This is a genomic window from Methylobacillus draconifructus (genome assembly GCF_045984385.1).
GTDB lineage: Bacteria > Pseudomonadota > Gammaproteobacteria > Burkholderiales > Methylophilaceae > Methylobacillus > Methylobacillus flagellatus_A.
Genome location: NZ_JBJQIJ010000005.1, coordinates 97,050 through 112,443 on the forward strand (window position 1 = coordinate 97,050; position 15,394 = coordinate 112,443).

A 15,394-nucleotide genomic window follows, 5' to 3' on the forward strand; every position below is an offset into this window, starting at 1 on the left:
GGTAAAATCAGCCTTTTGCGTTCCTGAGAAAAGCCATCATGCCAGTCAATCTCGTCGCGCCCGAAGCGCATTCCCTGTTGCCGGTCCCAGGCGTAGAGCTTGGTATTGCCAAAGCCCATATCCGCAAACCGGACCGCAAGGACATGCTGGTCATCAGGCTCGCCGACGGTACGCGCGTGGCCGGCGTATTCACCAAGAACCGTTTCTGTGCGGCGCCGGTGACTGTCTGCAAGGAGCATTTGTCGAAGACTGGCGGGAATATCCGTGCGCTGGTGGTCAATACCGGCAATGCCAACGCGGGAACCGGCGAATCCGGCCTGGAAAACGCCCGCGCTACATGTGTCGAGCTGGCAAAGCTGTTGCAGCTCAAGCCTGAGCAGGTGTTGCCTTTCTCCACCGGCGTCATCCTGGAGCCGTTGCCCATGGATCGTCTGCTGGCCGGCCTGCCTCAATGCGTAGCTGGTCTGGGTGAGCAACGCTGGTTCGATGCGGCTGAGGCCATCATGACGACCGACATTGTATCCAAGGGCGCTTCGCGCCAAATCGCCCTGGGCGGCAAGGCCGTGACGGTGACTGGGGTTTCCAAGGGTTCCGGCATGATTCATCCGAACATGGCGACCATGCTCGGCTATGTGGCGACGGATGCCGCGATCAGCCAGGCCGCGCTGGAAGCCTTGATCGATCATGCGGTGAATCGCTCGTTCAACTGCATCACGGTCGATGGCGATACCTCGACCAACGATTCCTTCATCGTCATGGCGACCGGCAAGGCAGACAATGCCGAGATCACTGATGTTGCCAGTGCGGAATTCCAGCAATTGCAGGATGCCATCACCGAAGTGGCGGTCGAGCTGGCCCAGGCGATCGTGCGCGATGGCGAGGGCGCCACCAAGTTCATGACGATCCAGGTCGAGTCCGGCAAGGACGTGGAGGAGTGCCGCCAGGTCGCCTACGCGATTGCGCACTCGCCATTGATCAAGACCGCCTTCTTTGCCTCCGACCCCAATCTCGGGCGGATTCTCGCGGCGATCGGCTATGCAGGCGTGGACGACCTAGACGTGAATGCCATAAAGCTCTACCTGGGCGATGTGCTGGTGGCCGAGCATGGCGGACGCGCGGCAAGTTATGTAGAGGAACAAGGCGCTGCCGTGATGAAGGAAGCTGAAATCACCGTGCGCGTCGTGCTCAACCGCGGGCAGGCCAATGCCACGGTCTGGACCTGCGACTTTTCCTATGACTATGTCCGCATCAATGCGGACTACCGCAGCTAGGTCGACTCATGGCCGATCTCGAGCAATTGATCACCCGTGCCGAAGCGGTGCTGGCGAGGCTGGAAAGCTTCTTACCGCCGCCGGCACCCGAACCCGACTGGAACGCCATTGCCTGGCGCTGGCAAACATTGAACGGGCGCGGCCACTTGGTGGCCGTGGAGTATCCACACCATATCAGCCTGGACGACATCCGCAACGTCGATGAGCAAAAGGCCGAGGTTGTGCGCAACACGGAGCAGTTCGTGCATGGCCATCCAGCCAACAACGTGCTGTTGACCGGCGCGCGCGGCACCGGCAAGTCCTCACTCGTGAAAGCGGTGCTGGGCGCGTTTGCGGACCAGGGCTTGCGCCTGGTGGAGGTGGATAAGCAGGACCTGGTGGCATTGCCGGAAATCGTCGCCTTGCTGCGCGAGCGCAAGGAGCGCTTCATCATTTTCTGCGACGACCTGTCCTTCGAGTCCAGCGACCCGGGCTACAAGGCGCTCAAGGTGGTGCTGGACGGTTCGATCGCGGCGACATCGGACAATGTCGTGGTGTATGCCACTTCCAACCGCCGCCACCTGATGCCTGAGTACATGTCGGAAAACCTGGAGGTGACGCGGCACGGCGACGAGATCAGGCCAGGTGACACTACCGAGGAAAAGGTATCGTTGTCCGAGCGCTTCGGCCTCTGGCTGTCGTTCTATCCATTCAGCCAAGATGAATACCTGGCGGTAGTCGCGCAATGGCTCAAGCATTACGGTATTGAACAGGTGGACGAGGAAACCCGCAGCGCCGCCTTGCTGTTTTCGCATACCCGAGGCGCACGCAGCGGCCGGGTAGCGTATCAGTTCGCCCGCGACTATGTCGGCCGCCAGGCCTTGGCAGGAACCAGACATCCATGAGCGTAGTGCGTGCCGCCGTAGCCATATTGCAACGCCCTGACGGTCAGGTGCTGCTAGCCGAGCGTCCTGCCGGCAAGCCTTGGGAAGGATGGTGGGAGTTTCCCGGGGGCAAGATAGAGTCCGGCGAGACTCCGCGCCACGCCTTGGTGCGGGAATTGCGCGAGGAACTTGGGGTCGATGTGGAAAGTGCCTACCCCTGGCTGTTGCGCCGCTTCGAGTATCCTGACCGCAAGGTGGAACTGCATTTTTTCATCGTGCGCGAATGGCAGCACGAGCCGCACGGCTGCGAAGGTCAGCGATTGAGCTGGCAACATCCTGCCGCATTGAACGTAGGCCCGATGCTGCCTGCCAATGAGCCTATCCTGGCAGCCCTGGGCCTGCCTTCCATCTATGCGATCAGCAATGCGGGCGAGTTGGGCGAGCAGCGCTTCCTGGAACGCTTGCAGTACGCCCTGGACCAAGAGCTGCGCTTGCTGCAGCTGAGGGAAAAGCATTTGCCTGCGGAGAGTCTGCAGCGTTTGGCGGAGCAAGTGCTCAAGCTGGCGCAGCCCTACCAGGCCAAGGTGTTGCTCAACGGCGAGATCGAGGCTGCACGGGCATTGGGCATGGCCGGGGTGCATTTGTCTTCCGAGCGCCTGATGGCGCTTTCGGAGCGTCCGGACGGCATGCTGTGCGCTGCCTCTTGTCATAATGCCCAGCAACTTGCGCACGCCCAATCCTTGGCGCTGGATTTTGCGGTGTTGTCTCCCGTGTTGCCTACATTGAGCCACCCCCAGGCCCAGGTGCTGGGCTGGGAGGGCTTTGCCGCCTTGGCGCAAGGCAGCAGCCTGCCAATCTATGCATTGGGCGGTTTGCAACAGGCGCATATGGAGCAGGCATGGCAGCATGGCGCGCATGGTATCGCCATGATGCGCGGAGCGTGGGGCTGATCATGTCGCGCAAGTTATTGGCGCGACTGGCGGCTGTGCTAGTGCCCGCGCTGGTGCTGGCGGCTTATTTATGGCTGAAGCCTGGCGGAGCCACGGTCGAACCGTTAGCGATCGCCTGCGAGGATATTGTGCGCGGATGCCGCCATGACGACCTGACAATCCAGGCGATGACAACACCCAAGGTCATGCAGGCGTTTAAGATGCGAGTAACGCTGCCCGAGGCGGAGTCGGTGCAAGCCAGCTTTGATATGCAGGATATGCAGATGGGAATCAACCGCTACCGCCTCCAGCAGCAGCCTGATGGCAGCTGGCGCGCCATGGTCACCCTGCCGGTATGCGTGAGCGGAAGCAGCGACTGGGTAATGACGCTCGATATCAAGCGTCCGTCCCAGCCATTAAGGACTCAATATACACTCGAGTTCAGCGCCCAGCCTTAACCCACTATTCGTGCGTTAGTATTCGTCGTCGTCAGGCTTGGGGTTGGTGTCCGGGATGCGATAGCTCTCGCTGGCCCATTGCCCCAGGTCGATCAGGCGGCAGCGTTCCGAGCAAAACGGACGATATGGGTTTGCACTGGAGTATTCCGACAATTCCCCGCATTGCGGGCAGGGAACCAGTTTCCTGCCTACAGGTTGCACAGTGTCAATGAGAAGTCGATGTTGGAGTCGCAGGGACGTGGCCGTTGGGCGTTGTCCAGGCTGTTGAAGCGGATATTGATCGCATACTTGTTGGCGCTCACTTCGGGAAAGCAGGGCGTATCGTCGCTGATCTCCACACGCAGCATCTGGGCTGGCTTGGCGCCTCCCAGCATTTGCTGGTAAGCCCCGTTGACAGCGGTCATGCTGGACGTGGCACCGCTGCCGCGCAGGATGTGCAGGATGATGCGGATGGCGTCGTACAGCGGCATCAAGGGGCTCATCCAGACGCTGAGGTCATGCTTGCGCCGCTCGCTGCTCAGTCCCAGCCAGTAGTGGTAGGACGGCAGGTCGAACTCACAGACGCCGCCAGGGATGACGGAGCGCTGCTTGATGCTCATCAGCCATTCGTTGTCGCGCAGGGTTTGCCCAAGCTTGCCGGGCGTATTGCGTAGCGGCCGCGCTGCATTTTCGATATCGGTCACCAGGTCGTTCAGCACTTTTTCCTCGATCGAGGGGTTGCCGCGCAGGTTGTTCATGACCATTTTCTGCCGGTCCAGCTCTTGCAGCAGGTCCATCTTGAGTTCGGCCCGCTCGATGATGTCCAGGATCTGGAAAATGGAAAGCAGGACGCTGTGGTGGACGAACTCGTGCTCACCCTCAATGTTATGCAAAACCTTGGTGAACAGGTCTTCCAGACGCAACAGGGTACGGATGCGTTCGTTAAAAGGATAGTCGTAACTAGGCACGGGCTTCTCGAGGCTGATCCGTTTGTTTATAAAAGCTATCGTGAATTATCAGATTTATTCGCTAACTATGCAAGTCTTAATGAATTTTTCATGCATCAGGCGGATTTTCTCTTCCAGTTCCTCAATAGTGCCGTTGTTGTCGATGATGTCGTTGGCGAGCGCGCGGCGAAAACTGCGCGATGCCTGGGCGGCAATGATGGAACGCACCATTTTCTCGGTGAAGCCGTTGCGGTTGACCACGCGGCTGATCTGCTTGTCCTCGTCGCAGTCGATCAACAGGGTACGGTTGACGATGCCTTCGTAGCGGTTTGACTCAAAAAACAGCGGGATGGCGAGTATCTGGTACGGGGCCTGGTTGTAGTTTTCCAGTTCGCGCAGGGCCTCGCTGTGGATGGCGGGATGCAGGATGGACTCGAGCAGCCTGCGGTCGGCATCGTTGGCAAAGATGCGGTCGCGTATTTTGCCTCTATCCATGGCGCCATCCGCGGTGACATATTCTGCGCCGAATGCTTCCGCTATTTTTGCCACCAATGGCTGGCCGGCGCCGGTCAGGCGGCGTGAAATGACATCGACGTCGACGACGGGCACGCCCAGCTCGCTAAATATTCTTGCCGCTTCGCTTTTGCCGGCACCAATGCCGCCGGTGAGTCCAACTACGTACATCTATCAGCCTCCTAGGTATAGTTGAGAGAGTTGTTTGCCGAAAAACAGGGCTGCAATCCCGCCCAGGGCCAGGTATGGGCCGAATGGAATCGGGGTTTCCCGCCCATGCTTGGTCAACACGATCAAGCCGATCCCGATGATGGAACCAGCGACTGATGATAATAAAATGACAGCAGGGAGTAGCTGCCAGCCAAACCAGGCTCCCAGCGCCGCGAGCAGCTTGAAGTCGCCATAGCCCATTCCCTCCTTGCCCGTGGCCAGCTTGAACAGCCAGTATACAGACCAGAGGACGAGATAGCCCGCAGCGGCGCCGGTCACAGCAGACGTGATATCAGTAAAGCCGTGGCTGAGGTTGAACAGCAAGCCTGCCCAAAGTAGCGGCAGTGTGATGTCGTCCGGCAGCAGGTGCGTGTCGAGGTCGATAAAGGTCAAGGCGATCAGGGCGAAGATAATGAGCCAGCTTGCCACGGCCAGGCTCGAATAGCCGAAATGCCAGCTCGCGAGGCCGGACAGCGTTGCCGCAAGGATTTCCACCAATGGGTAGCGCGGGCTGATGGGCGCCTTGCATTGCCTGCATTTGCCGCCCAGGAACAAGTAGCTGACGACCGGGATGTTCTCGATAGCCGTAATGGCATGCTGGCAATGCGGGCAGCGGGAGCGGGGAGTGACAAGGTTGTACCGGATTTGTTCCGGCTGCGGCTTGCCTTCCGCTTCCAGGCGCTCGGCCTGCCAGGCCAGTTCCATCATGCGCGGCAGGCGGTGGATCACGACATTGATGAAGCTGCCTACCATGAGTCCCAGCAGGACGGAGCTGGTGATGAAGAGCGCGGGGCTGTCCCTCAAGACATCCAGCAAAACAAAATCAGGCATAAATTGGGTTGTCGGTAAACTTTCCGCATCATCGCACCGTTATATCAGTATGGCAACCGCAGTCGTGGCGTTCTGGATGGACTTGAAATCAGGAAAATTATCGCCACGTAATAGTTGTCAATATTTCTCATCACTAACCTGAAAGGAATGCACATGATGAATACTGCAGCTCAAACCGCATGGGAGACCCCTGTCGTTTGCCGCGTCGAAGTGGATTTATCGGGTTGGTTGGAACAGTTGACAGGTAACGGCGACTGGGAAGTCTATGACGAGTCCGAGGATGAAAACTACATGAGCTTTGCCATGCGTCACGGACGGCAACAGGCGGAAGTTACCCTCTACCACAATGGCTACGCCACGGTCGACGTGGATGGCGAGTCCCTGTTTGACGGTTCGCTGACCACCAGGACCAGCCATTGCGCCCACCTCAGCTACTATCATGCTGAGAATGGAGAACTTATAACGTTGAATTGATCGTTGGAGTTAAGTGGTATGATACAGAGCCCTGTTCGCAGGGCTCTTTTGATATTACGAGGAGCGTTTTTCCGGAACTAAGTCTAGATGGCAATGTCGTTTTGCTGGGTTAGAGTGAACAATGAAGAATGAACAACGATACCTTACATAAAATACCGCCCCGGCAAAGATTGATCGACCTGCTGAGCCTGGAACGCAAAGACATCCTGCTGATCATCATCCTGATGGGCGGGGTGGGCTTCATCAACCTGGCGATTCCGATTTCGGTACAGGCTCTCATCAATACGGTCACCATGGGCAGCCTGATGAAGCCGTTGCTCATCATTTCCTTCATGCTGTTCATCTTCCTGCTGCTTGCAGGTTTGTTCTACGTGCTGGAGATTTTTATCGTCGAGCTCATCCAGCGCCGTATTTTCTGCCGGATTGCCACTGACGCCGCCAACAAGACGCAAGGCGCGAAATATGATGCGGCGGATGCGGAAGATTTGCAGGAGCTGGTCAACCGCTTCTTCGAGGTGACGTCGGTGCAGAAGTCAGTCGCGACATTGCTGACGATAGGCGTGGCGACCATATTGCAAGGGGTGGTGGGCAGCATCATCCTGGTTTTCTATAGCATGTATTTCGCCGTGGTGGTGGCGTTGGTCGTGCTCATCATCCTGGTGATTGTCTACGTCATCGGCCGCAAGGCCCCATTGACGGCGATTGCGGAGTCCCATGCCAAGTTCGAATTGGCCGCCTGGCTCGAAACGATTGCCCGCAACCTCAATACCTTCAAATTCTCCTCGGGCGTGAGCCTGGCGCAGGAGCGCACCAGCCAGTTGGCGTCCGAATACCTGGAAAAGCGGAGCGCGCATTTCCGCATCCTCATCAAGCAATATCTGGGGGGCGTCCTCATCTATGCCTTGGGCGGCACTGCCATGCTGGCCCTGGGGGGCACGCTGGTGATCAAGGGGCAGATCAACCTGGGACAATTCGTCGCGGCGGAATTGATCATTTTCGCAGTGCTGGCTTCTTTCCTGCGGTTTATCGGCCAGCTTGAATATTATTACGACCTGCTCGCCAGCCTGGACAAAATTGGCTATATCCAGGACTTGCCCCAAGAAAAGGCGCCTTTACGCCAAGTAGAGGTAAAGCGACCGATCAAGTTGAGCGCCGTAAATCTTAGCTATCACTACCTGCGGCATACTGCCTTGCAATCTGGCATCAGTTTTACCGTACAGCCTGGTCGCAGCCTTGCTGTGCTGGGGGCTGCTGGCAGCGGAAAATCCTCATTGGCGGCATTGCTCACTGGCTTGAAGCAGCCAGAAAGTGGGCGTGTGGAGTTCAATGATATCGCTATTGATCAATTCAATCTGAACGAGCTGCGCCAACATATTGGTTGTGTCGGAAAGCTAGAGATCATTGAAGGCAGTATTATTGAGAATATCCTGATCGGACGGAATGATATTCCGATCGGAGAGGTGACTGAGCTGCTGGGCAGGCTGGGGCTGATGTCCAGCATCAACCAGTTGCAGGATGGCTTTAATACTCAGCTTTCAGTCAATGGTGCGCCGCTCTCCACTACACAGATCAATCTCTTGATGCTGGCCAGGGCGATTATTGGCCAGGCAGGATTGCTGATTGTGGATGGCTTGCTCGACTACCTGGATGAGGCTGACCTGCAGCGCGCCCTGCCCTTGATGCTTGATTTGCCAGCGTGCAGCCTTGTCATCATGACGCGTCGTGCATCGATCGCACAGCATTGCGACGAAACCCTTGTGCTGGAGTTGCCCGATCATGATGCCTGACATTATTGACAACCAGCAGTTCTCGCAATATACGGTCACGCCTAGGCTGGTAAAGCGCATCCTGTTCTGGGTCGTGGTGTCGTGTTTTATCGTACCGGCCTTGATATTGTTCCTCCCCTGGCAACAGAATGTGCAGGCCATGGGCGCCGTGACCGCATTTGCTCCACTGGAAAGGCGTCAAAGCGTGGATGCCCCGGTGGGCGGCGTAATCAGGCAATGGTTCGTGCGGGAGGGGTCGCGTGTCAATGCAGGGGATCCCTTGCTTGAAATCAGCGATGTCGATCCGAGATTCAAGGAAAGGCTGGCGGCACAACGCCAGACCGTCGCTGCCAAGCTCAAGGCCAAGCAGGATGAATTGCAGGCTTATGAAGTGCAGTTGCAAAACTTGCTGGCTGTGCGTCAAGCCAGGATAGCGGCCGTGGATTATGGCCTGAATGTTGCTCAGCAGAAAGTCGTAGCTGCGGCTGAAAGCGTTGCATCCGCCCAGGCTATGCTGGATGCGGCCGATTTCCAGGTTGGCAGAATGCAGCGCCTAGTACAGGAAGGGTTGGTTTCCAGGCGCGATGTAGAATTGGCCGAGCGGGACAGGGCGGTGGCGCTTCGAAACGTGAATAGCGCCAAGGCCGCGCTGGACTCGGCGCGAGCCGAAGAAAAATCCGCAGTGGCTAGCCAAGCGCAGGTCAGAGCCGAGACTCAGGCCAATATTGATACCAGTCGCGCCCTGATCAGCAAGATCAGTTCGGAGGTGGCCGATACCCAGAATGAATTGACCAGTCTCGAGATTAGCCTTGCTCGCCAGGAGTCGCAATTGGTGCGGGCGCCCCGCGCAGGCACCGTGTTCAGGTTGCCGGTGAATTCCCAGTCACAGGTGATCAATCAAGGGCAGCCATTGCTGGTGATTATTCCCGACACGGAGCAGCGGGCGGTGGAGTTGATGGTGAAGGGCCTGGATGCTGCGCTGATACTTCCAGGCAGCCGCGTCAGATTGGAATTCGACGGCTGGCCGGCGTTGCAGATATCCGGGTGGCCCAATGTCGCGATCGGCACATTTGGCGGTAAAGTAGCCTTTGTCGATGCTAGCGATGACGGCACTGGGCGTTTCCGGGTCATGGTGGTGCCCGATGAGAGTGTGCAGAAATGGCCTTCCGAACGCTTTCTGAGGCAAGGAAGTTCCGCTCGGGGCTGGATACTGCTAGAAGAAGTTTCAATTGGTTATGAAGTCTGGCGCGTGCTGAATGGTTTCCCTCCACGTGTGCCGCAGCCTGCCGCCAATGCTTTCCAGGGGGCTTGATGATGCAACATAGGCCGCCAAGCTTGGTCATGCTTTGTTGTCAGGCACTGGCCTGGTTAAGCCTGTCAGGCCTGTCTCCAGGCTTGGGCTGGGCAGCGTCCGGCACGGATGCAGCACTGGAGCATTCCATGCCCGATCACCTGCCAAATGGCGTTGATTTGAATGCCATGAGCCGGAATAAGGCAACGACTCTGGAAGAGGACTTCGCAAATGCGCGGCGGCAGTATGGATTGTCTGTTCCCGAGCGGTTCCGTCTGAACCTGGATGAGGCATTGGCGCAAGGCCGCGAACAGGAAATGTTCTTGCCGAAAGGGGTTGAACATGGATTGACGATTGCAGATGTCAGGGCTCGGGCCTTGCAGAACAATCTTTCGTTGAAGGTAGTGCAATTCGATCAGCAAATCGCGCAAAGCGTATTGGGCGCAGAGCGCGCAAAGTTTGACAATATTATCTATGCCAGCTTGCAACGCAGGCGCGAGAATCGACCGTTGACCAGTGGCGACATAGTGCAGATCAAATCCGAGGACCCCCTCTTGGATGGGCAGCTGGCCAAGTTGGACAAGGCAGAGCAGCAGATTGACTATCTGGACGGCGAGGCTGGGGTTGCCATTCCGCTCAGGACAGGGGGAGTGGTGAGGGTGAGCACTCCCTTCGAGCGTAAACTGACGGAAGGCGTACTAGGCTCAGACCAGTACCGTCGCGCAACACGTTTTTCGATCAGCCAGCCTTTGTTGCGCAACGCTGGGGTCAAGGTCAATGAAGCTAGCATCCGCATTGCCGATCTGGACCGGCAGGCGGTGGATGCCAAGACGCGGCTGCAGTCCATCCGCGTGCTATCGTTGATCGACAAGGCGTACTGGGAGCTCTATGCGGCCTGGGCTGAGTTAGATGTCCGGCGCCAGCAATATGAGCTGGCGGCGCGTAATCTCGATATGGTGCGCCGCAAGGTGGAGGAGGGGCTGGTCGCGGGCATTGAGGCCAGTCGCGCCGAAATTGGCGTTTCGGACCGAATTGAGGCGCTGATCCTTGCCAAAACCCGATTGCAGCTAACCCAGCGACAATTGCTATTCCTGCTCAATGATCCCCAATATGCCATAGACAGCAATGCATTAATCCGTCCCCAGTCCGAACCTGTTCTCATGCATTACGAATTCGACAAGAATCGGCTGATCTCATCTGCCATGCAGGGCCGGCTCGAATTGTTGGAACTGGAGTTGAGGCTCGCCGCAGACCTCGACAAGGTGGAGTACCTGCAAAACCAGACTTTGCCGTTGTTTACCCTAGATTACAGTTATGGTGCCTTGTCGTCTGGCGAGAGCAGTCTGTCGAGGGCGTACGACAGTCCATTCGACAACCGCTTCAGTGATTGGTCCGTAGGCTTGCGTTTTGAGCTGCCTATGACGAACGAGGCACGGCGTAATCAACTGCAGCAAGCAGTACAGCAGCGTATGCAGCGCTTGGCGACCAAAGAGTTGCAGATATTGACGGTCAAAAGAGAAATCCACGATGCGGTGGATCGGGCTGAGCAGCATTGGCAGCGTATCATTGCCGCGCGGCAGCAGGTAATGCTGGCAGGCGTTAATTACGATGGCGAGCTCAAGCAGTTCAATGAAGGGCTGCGGAATATGACCGAGGTGCTGGAAATGCTGAGCCGGCTGGGAGAGTCGCAGATCAAGGAAATACGGGCCATGGTGGATTACCAGGCCGCGTTGATCGATATCGCCTATACCACGGGCACCCTATTGGGGTACGGCCAAGTGGAACTGGGTTCCTGATTTGCTGATTTAATAGCTTCGCGAGACGGCAAAGTCGGCAAGCTGCAGCAAGGCCTGCTTGTATGCGGAGTCGGGCAAGCGGGTAATGGCCTTGCAGCCGGCGGCGGCTTCGGCCTTGGCGACTTCAAGCACGTGTTCCAGGGCGCCTGTCGCTTTCACCGCCTCGATTACTGCCGGCAATTCATCCAGGCCGCCTTGCTCGATTGAATTGCGGATGATGGCACGCTGGGTTTCCGTGCCGTGGCGCATGGCATATAGCAACGGCAGCGTGGGTTTGCCTTCGGCAAGATCGTCCCCCAGATTCTTGCCGATCTCGGTGCTGTCGCCGCTCAGGTCGAGCACATCGTCCACCAACTGGAACGCCGTGCCCAGGCGCATGCCGTATTCCGCCATGGCGGCTTCATCGTGCGCATTGGCGCCGCAGATGATGGCGCCAAGCCGCGTCGCCGCCTCGAACAGCTTTGCCGTCTTGTAATGGATGACCTTCAAGTAGGCTTCGTCGGTGATGTCGGCGTCGTGCACGTTGAGCAGTTGCAGCACCTCGCCCTCGGCAATCGTGTTGGTGGCCTCTGACAGGACCTCCATCACCCGCATGCTCTGGATGCTGACCATCATCTGGAAAGTGCGGGAGTAAATGAAATCGCCGACCAGCACGCTGGCTGCATTGCCGAACAAGGTGTTGGCGGTCGCCTTGCCGCGGCGCAGCGAGGATTCGTCGACCACGTCGTCATGGAGCAGGGTCGAGGTATGGATCAGTTCGATGATGGCTGCGAGTTCATGATGCTTTGCTTCAATATGGCCGAATGCGCCTGCAGAGAGCAACACCAAGGCGGGCCGCAGGCGCTTGCCGCCGCTGTTGACGATATAATCGGCGACCTGGTTGATCAGGACGACATCGGAATGCAGGGATTTGCGAATCACCGCATCGACCTGTTGCATGTCATCTGCGATGCACGATTGAATAAAAGCTAGGGACACGTCTGGCTGCCAAAAATAAGTCTCGGGATTCTAGCATATGCCAGGCCGGATGCAGTGTCTGCATGACAGGGGTCCAGCCTGGAAATTGCAATTTTGCCGCAAGGGAAGCATTGGCGATAATAGCATTTGCTTTCCATGCGATTTTCCGTATAATGCCCGATTCATTTGAATGCGTAGCAAACGAGGCATAACCATGTATGCAGTTATCAAAACTGGTGGCAAACAATATCGCGTAGCCGCTGGTGACAAGCTTAAGGTAGAAAAGTTGGCGGGCGAAGTCGGCAGCGAAATCACCCTCGACAAGGTATTGTTGGTTTCCGATGGTGACAATACCACCATTGGTTCCCCTCTGGTTCAAGGTGCGAGCGTACAAGCCAAGGTTGTGGCTCACGGTCGTGGCGACAAGGTGTTGATCTTCAAAATGCGTCGCCGCAAGCACTATCGCAAGACTCAAGGCCACCGCCAGAGTTTCACCGAAATCCAGATCGAAAAGATTGCTGCTAAGTAAGGAGTAGTTAGAAATGGCACACAAAAAAGCAGGCGGTAGTTCCCGTAACGGTCGCGACTCGAACGCGCAGCGACTGGGCGTAAAGGCTTTTGGCGACCAGTTTGTTTCCGCTGGCAGCATCATCGTCCGCCAGCGCGGCACCAAGATGCACCCGGGCGAGAATGTTGGTATCGGCAAGGATCACACCTTGTTTGCCAAGGTTGACGGCAAGGTGGCTTTCTCCGTGAAAGGCGCGCTGGGCCGCAAGTTGGTCAGCATCATCCCAGCTTAATACTGGCATGATTCGGAAAAAGCCCTATCCACTGATAGGGCTTTTTTATTTTAAGCAGTATTTTAGGCGGTATGATGACTGCCTTAACGAATTGAACCTGTGAAACAGCGACCATGAAGTTTATAGACGAAGCCACGATCAAGGTCTACGCCGGCGACGGCGGCAACGGCGTCGCCACATTCCGCCGCGAGAAATACGAAGCCATGGGCGGTCCCAATGGCGGGGACGGCGGTCGTGGCGGCTCGATCTACATGATCGCCGACCGCAATATCAATACCTTGGTCGATTACCGCTATACGCGCGTCTTCCGCGCGCAGCGCGGGGAAAACGGCCGCGGCTCGGACCAGTACGGTGCGGGCGGCGAAGACATGGTGCTGCGGGTGCCGGTGGGAACCGTGATCAGCGACAAGGCGACCGGCCAGGTGCTGACGGACCTTGCCGAGCATGGCCAGAAGGTGATGGTGGCCAAGGGCGGCAATGGCGGCCTTGGCAACATCCACTTCAAGTCCAGTACTAACCGTGCGCCGCGCCAATGCACCAAGGGCGATACCGGCGAGGAGTTCGAGCTTTACCTTGAACTAAAGGTATTGGCCGACGTCGGCTTGCTGGGGATGCCCAACGCAGGCAAATCCACTTTCATCCGTTCGGTATCCGCCGCCAAGCCCAAGGTGGCCGACTATCCGTTTACCACCTTGCATCCCAACCTGGGCGTGGTGCGCGTCGATGCCAACCGCAGCTTCGTGATTGCGGATGTTCCCGGGCTGATCGAGGGCGCAGCCGAGGGCGCAGGTTTGGGCCACCAGTTCCTGCGCCACCTGTCCCGTACCCGCCTGCTGCTGCATCTGGTCGACCTGGCGCCGTTCGATGAAGCCGTCGATCCGGTACGCGAAGCCCTGGCCATCACGGAAGAGTTGCGCAAGTACGACGAAGAGCTCTACAACAAGCCGCGCTGGCTGGTGCTCAACAAGGTGGACATGCTGCAAGACAGCGAGGAAAAAGTAGCCGAATTTGTCCAGAGGCTGGGCTGGAAGGGCCGTTATTTCGCCATTTCCGCATTGGCCGGCATAGGCTGCCGCGAATTGACCTATGCCATCATGGAGCATGTGGAAGAAACCAGCCGGGCTGACCATGAGGCGGCTGAGAGCGTCGGCACGGCCCCGGTAGCTGGAGACTAGGCAGGACCGGCAGAAATGACGTCATTGCTATTGAATGCGAAGTGCCTGGTCGTCAAGGTCGGCTCCAGCCTGGTGACCAACAATGGGGCAGGCCTGGACAGGGATGCCATTGCGGCCTGGGCCGACCAGATCGCCAGGCTGGTCAAGTCCGGCAAGCAGGTGGTGCTGGTGTCGAGCGGCGCTGTGGCCGAGGGTATGCAGCGCCTGGGCTGGAAGAAGCGGCCGGTCGCGATCAATGAGTTGCAGGCGGCGGCTGCCGTCGGGCAGATGGGCCTGGTGCAGATGTACGAAACCTGTTTTGCCTCGCACGGCCTGCATACTGCCCAGATCTTGTTGACGCATGCCGACTTGGCGGACAGGAAACGCTACCTGAACGCACGCACTACCTTGCGTACCTTGCTGGATTTGGGCGTGATCCCCGTGATCAACGAAAACGACACCGTGGTGACCGATGAGATCCGCTTCGGCGACAACGACACCCTGGGGTCGCTGGTCGCCAACCTGATCGAGGCTGATGCGCTGGTGATCCTTACCGACCAGCCCGGCTTGTATTCCGCCGACCCGCGCAAGCATCCCGACGCGGAATTCATCCAGCATGAAACTGCCGGTAACCCGGCCTTGGAGAAAATGGCCGGCGGCGCTGGCACCTTGATCGGCAGCGGCGGCATGCTCACCAAGATACTTGCGGCCAAGCGTGCTGCGCGCAGCGGGGCGCATACCGTGATTGCCTCTGGCCGCGAGCCCGATGTGCTGGTGAGGCTGGCGCAGGGGGAAGTGGTGGGCACCCATCTCAAGGCAGGCCAGGTCAAGACCCTGGCGCGCAAGCAATGGCTGGCCGACCATTTGCGTCTGGCGGGCAAGGTCATATTGGACGACGGTGCCGCCAGGGCCTTGCTTGAAGGCGGGCGCAGTCTGCTGCCGATCGGCGTGATTGCGGTGGAGGGCAGTTTCGAGCGCGGCGAGGTGGTGTCGTGCGCGAATGCCGCGGGGCAGGAAATCGCACGCGGCTTGGTGAATTACAGCGCGCTGGAAACCGCACGCATCCTGCGCAAGCCGAGCCACGAAATTGAACATATCCTGGGTTATGTCGATGAGCCTGAATTGATTCATCGCGATAACCTGATTCTGGTGTAA

At 57.9% G+C, this 15,394-nt stretch carries 17 protein-coding genes; 12 read left to right on the forward strand and 5 right to left on the reverse strand.

The window, feature by feature from the left end:
- Positions 1 to 38 precede the first annotated feature (38 nt).
- From argJ to ACKF11_RS12045, 4 genes are read left to right on the forward strand one after another with little or no spacing between them, the layout of a single operon-like run.
- A complete protein-coding gene (gene argJ, locus ACKF11_RS12030; RefSeq protein WP_407997240.1) occupies positions 39 to 1,271 on the forward strand; it encodes a bifunctional glutamate N-acetyltransferase/amino-acid acetyltransferase ArgJ in 1,233 nt (410 codons plus the stop codon).
- Positions 1,272 to 1,279: 8 nt separating this feature from the next.
- Positions 1,280 to 2,155: an ATP-binding protein gene (locus tag ACKF11_RS12035; protein WP_407997241.1), complete on the forward strand. Its 876-nt coding sequence runs from the start codon at positions 1,280 to 1,282 to the stop codon at positions 2,153 to 2,155.
- Positions 2,152 to 3,084, forward strand: a complete 933-nt coding sequence (locus tag ACKF11_RS12040) for a Nudix family hydrolase (RefSeq protein WP_407997242.1) — start codon at positions 2,152 to 2,154, stop codon at positions 3,082 to 3,084. The genes ACKF11_RS12035 and ACKF11_RS12040 overlap by 4 nt, the downstream gene beginning before the upstream one ends.
- Positions 3,033 to 3,521 carry a hypothetical protein gene (locus ACKF11_RS12045; protein ID WP_407997243.1) on the forward strand — a complete coding sequence of 163 codons (489 nt, stop codon included), beginning with the start codon at positions 3,033 to 3,035 and terminating at the stop codon, positions 3,519 to 3,521. Before ACKF11_RS12040 ends, ACKF11_RS12045 begins: the two co-directional genes overlap by 52 nt.
- 15 nt (positions 3,522 to 3,536) lie before the next feature.
- Here ACKF11_RS12045 and ACKF11_RS12050 read toward each other — a convergent pair whose 3' ends face one another.
- The 4 genes from ACKF11_RS12050 to ACKF11_RS12065 are packed head-to-tail and all read right to left on the reverse strand — an operon-like array spanning position 3,537 to position 6,001.
- On the reverse strand, positions 3,537 to 3,722 hold the full coding sequence (locus ACKF11_RS12050) for a DNA gyrase inhibitor YacG (protein WP_407997244.1): 186 nt from the start codon (positions 3,720 to 3,722) through the stop codon (positions 3,537 to 3,539).
- Positions 3,710 to 4,468 (reverse strand): cell division protein ZapD, encoded by a 759-nt coding sequence (gene zapD / locus ACKF11_RS12055; RefSeq protein WP_309566279.1) that lies wholly within the window; start codon positions 4,466 to 4,468, stop codon positions 3,710 to 3,712. The genes ACKF11_RS12050 and zapD overlap by 13 nt, the downstream gene beginning before the upstream one ends.
- Before the next feature lie 54 nt (positions 4,469 to 4,522).
- Positions 4,523 to 5,131 carry a dephospho-CoA kinase gene (coaE, locus tag ACKF11_RS12060; RefSeq protein ID WP_309566280.1) on the reverse strand — a complete coding sequence of 203 codons (609 nt, stop codon included), beginning with the start codon at positions 5,129 to 5,131 and terminating at the stop codon, positions 4,523 to 4,525.
- A gap of 3 nt (positions 5,132 to 5,134) precedes the next feature.
- A complete protein-coding gene (locus tag ACKF11_RS12065; protein WP_407997245.1) occupies positions 5,135 to 6,001 on the reverse strand; it encodes a prepilin peptidase in 867 nt (288 codons plus the stop codon).
- A 153-nt stretch (positions 6,002 to 6,154) separates the two neighbouring features.
- On the opposite strand from ACKF11_RS12065, the gene ACKF11_RS12070 reads away from it, so the two are divergent.
- The 4 genes from ACKF11_RS12070 (at position 6,155) to ACKF11_RS12085 (ending at position 11,328) form a co-directional block, all read left to right on the forward strand.
- Positions 6,155 to 6,475 carry a hypothetical protein gene (locus tag ACKF11_RS12070; protein WP_407993053.1) on the forward strand — a complete coding sequence of 107 codons (321 nt, stop codon included), beginning with the start codon at positions 6,155 to 6,157 and terminating at the stop codon, positions 6,473 to 6,475.
- 128 nt (positions 6,476 to 6,603) lie between these two features.
- Positions 6,604 to 8,262 carry an ATP-binding cassette domain-containing protein gene (locus ACKF11_RS12075; RefSeq protein WP_407997246.1) on the forward strand — a complete coding sequence of 553 codons (1,659 nt, stop codon included), beginning with the start codon at positions 6,604 to 6,606 and terminating at the stop codon, positions 8,260 to 8,262.
- The gene (locus ACKF11_RS12080) at positions 8,252 to 9,553 is read left to right on the forward strand and encodes an HlyD family secretion protein (RefSeq protein WP_407997247.1); all 1,302 of its coding nucleotides are present in this window, start codon (positions 8,252 to 8,254) and stop codon (positions 9,551 to 9,553) included. Before ACKF11_RS12075 ends, ACKF11_RS12080 begins: the two co-directional genes overlap by 11 nt.
- The gene (locus tag ACKF11_RS12085; protein ID WP_407993051.1) at positions 9,553 to 11,328 is read left to right on the forward strand and encodes a TolC family protein; all 1,776 of its coding nucleotides are present in this window, start codon (positions 9,553 to 9,555) and stop codon (positions 11,326 to 11,328) included. Before ACKF11_RS12080 ends, ACKF11_RS12085 begins: the two co-directional genes overlap by 1 nt.
- Before the next feature lie 9 nt (positions 11,329 to 11,337).
- Here ACKF11_RS12085 and ispB read toward each other — a convergent pair whose 3' ends face one another.
- Entirely contained in the window at positions 11,338 to 12,306 is a 969-nt protein-coding gene (gene ispB, locus ACKF11_RS12090; RefSeq protein WP_309566286.1) for an octaprenyl diphosphate synthase, read from the reverse strand.
- A 193-nt stretch (positions 12,307 to 12,499) separates the two neighbouring features.
- Here ispB and rplU point away from each other — a divergent pair, with 193 nt between their 5' ends.
- The 4 genes from rplU (at position 12,500) to proB (ending at position 15,394) form a co-directional block, all read left to right on the forward strand.
- A complete protein-coding gene (gene rplU / locus ACKF11_RS12095) occupies positions 12,500 to 12,814 on the forward strand; it encodes a 50S ribosomal protein L21 (RefSeq protein ID WP_011480440.1) in 315 nt (104 codons plus the stop codon).
- Between the two features lie 13 nt (positions 12,815 to 12,827).
- The gene (gene rpmA, locus ACKF11_RS12100; protein WP_011480439.1) at positions 12,828 to 13,085 is read left to right on the forward strand and encodes a 50S ribosomal protein L27; all 258 of its coding nucleotides are present in this window, start codon (positions 12,828 to 12,830) and stop codon (positions 13,083 to 13,085) included.
- A 113-nt stretch (positions 13,086 to 13,198) separates the two neighbouring features.
- Positions 13,199 to 14,260 (forward strand): Obg family GTPase CgtA, encoded by a 1,062-nt coding sequence (gene cgtA / locus ACKF11_RS12105; protein ID WP_407993049.1) that lies wholly within the window; start codon positions 13,199 to 13,201, stop codon positions 14,258 to 14,260.
- Positions 14,261 to 14,275: 15 nt separating this feature from the next.
- Positions 14,276 to 15,394, forward strand: a complete 1,119-nt coding sequence (gene proB, locus ACKF11_RS12110; RefSeq protein ID WP_407997248.1) for a glutamate 5-kinase — start codon at positions 14,276 to 14,278, stop codon at positions 15,392 to 15,394.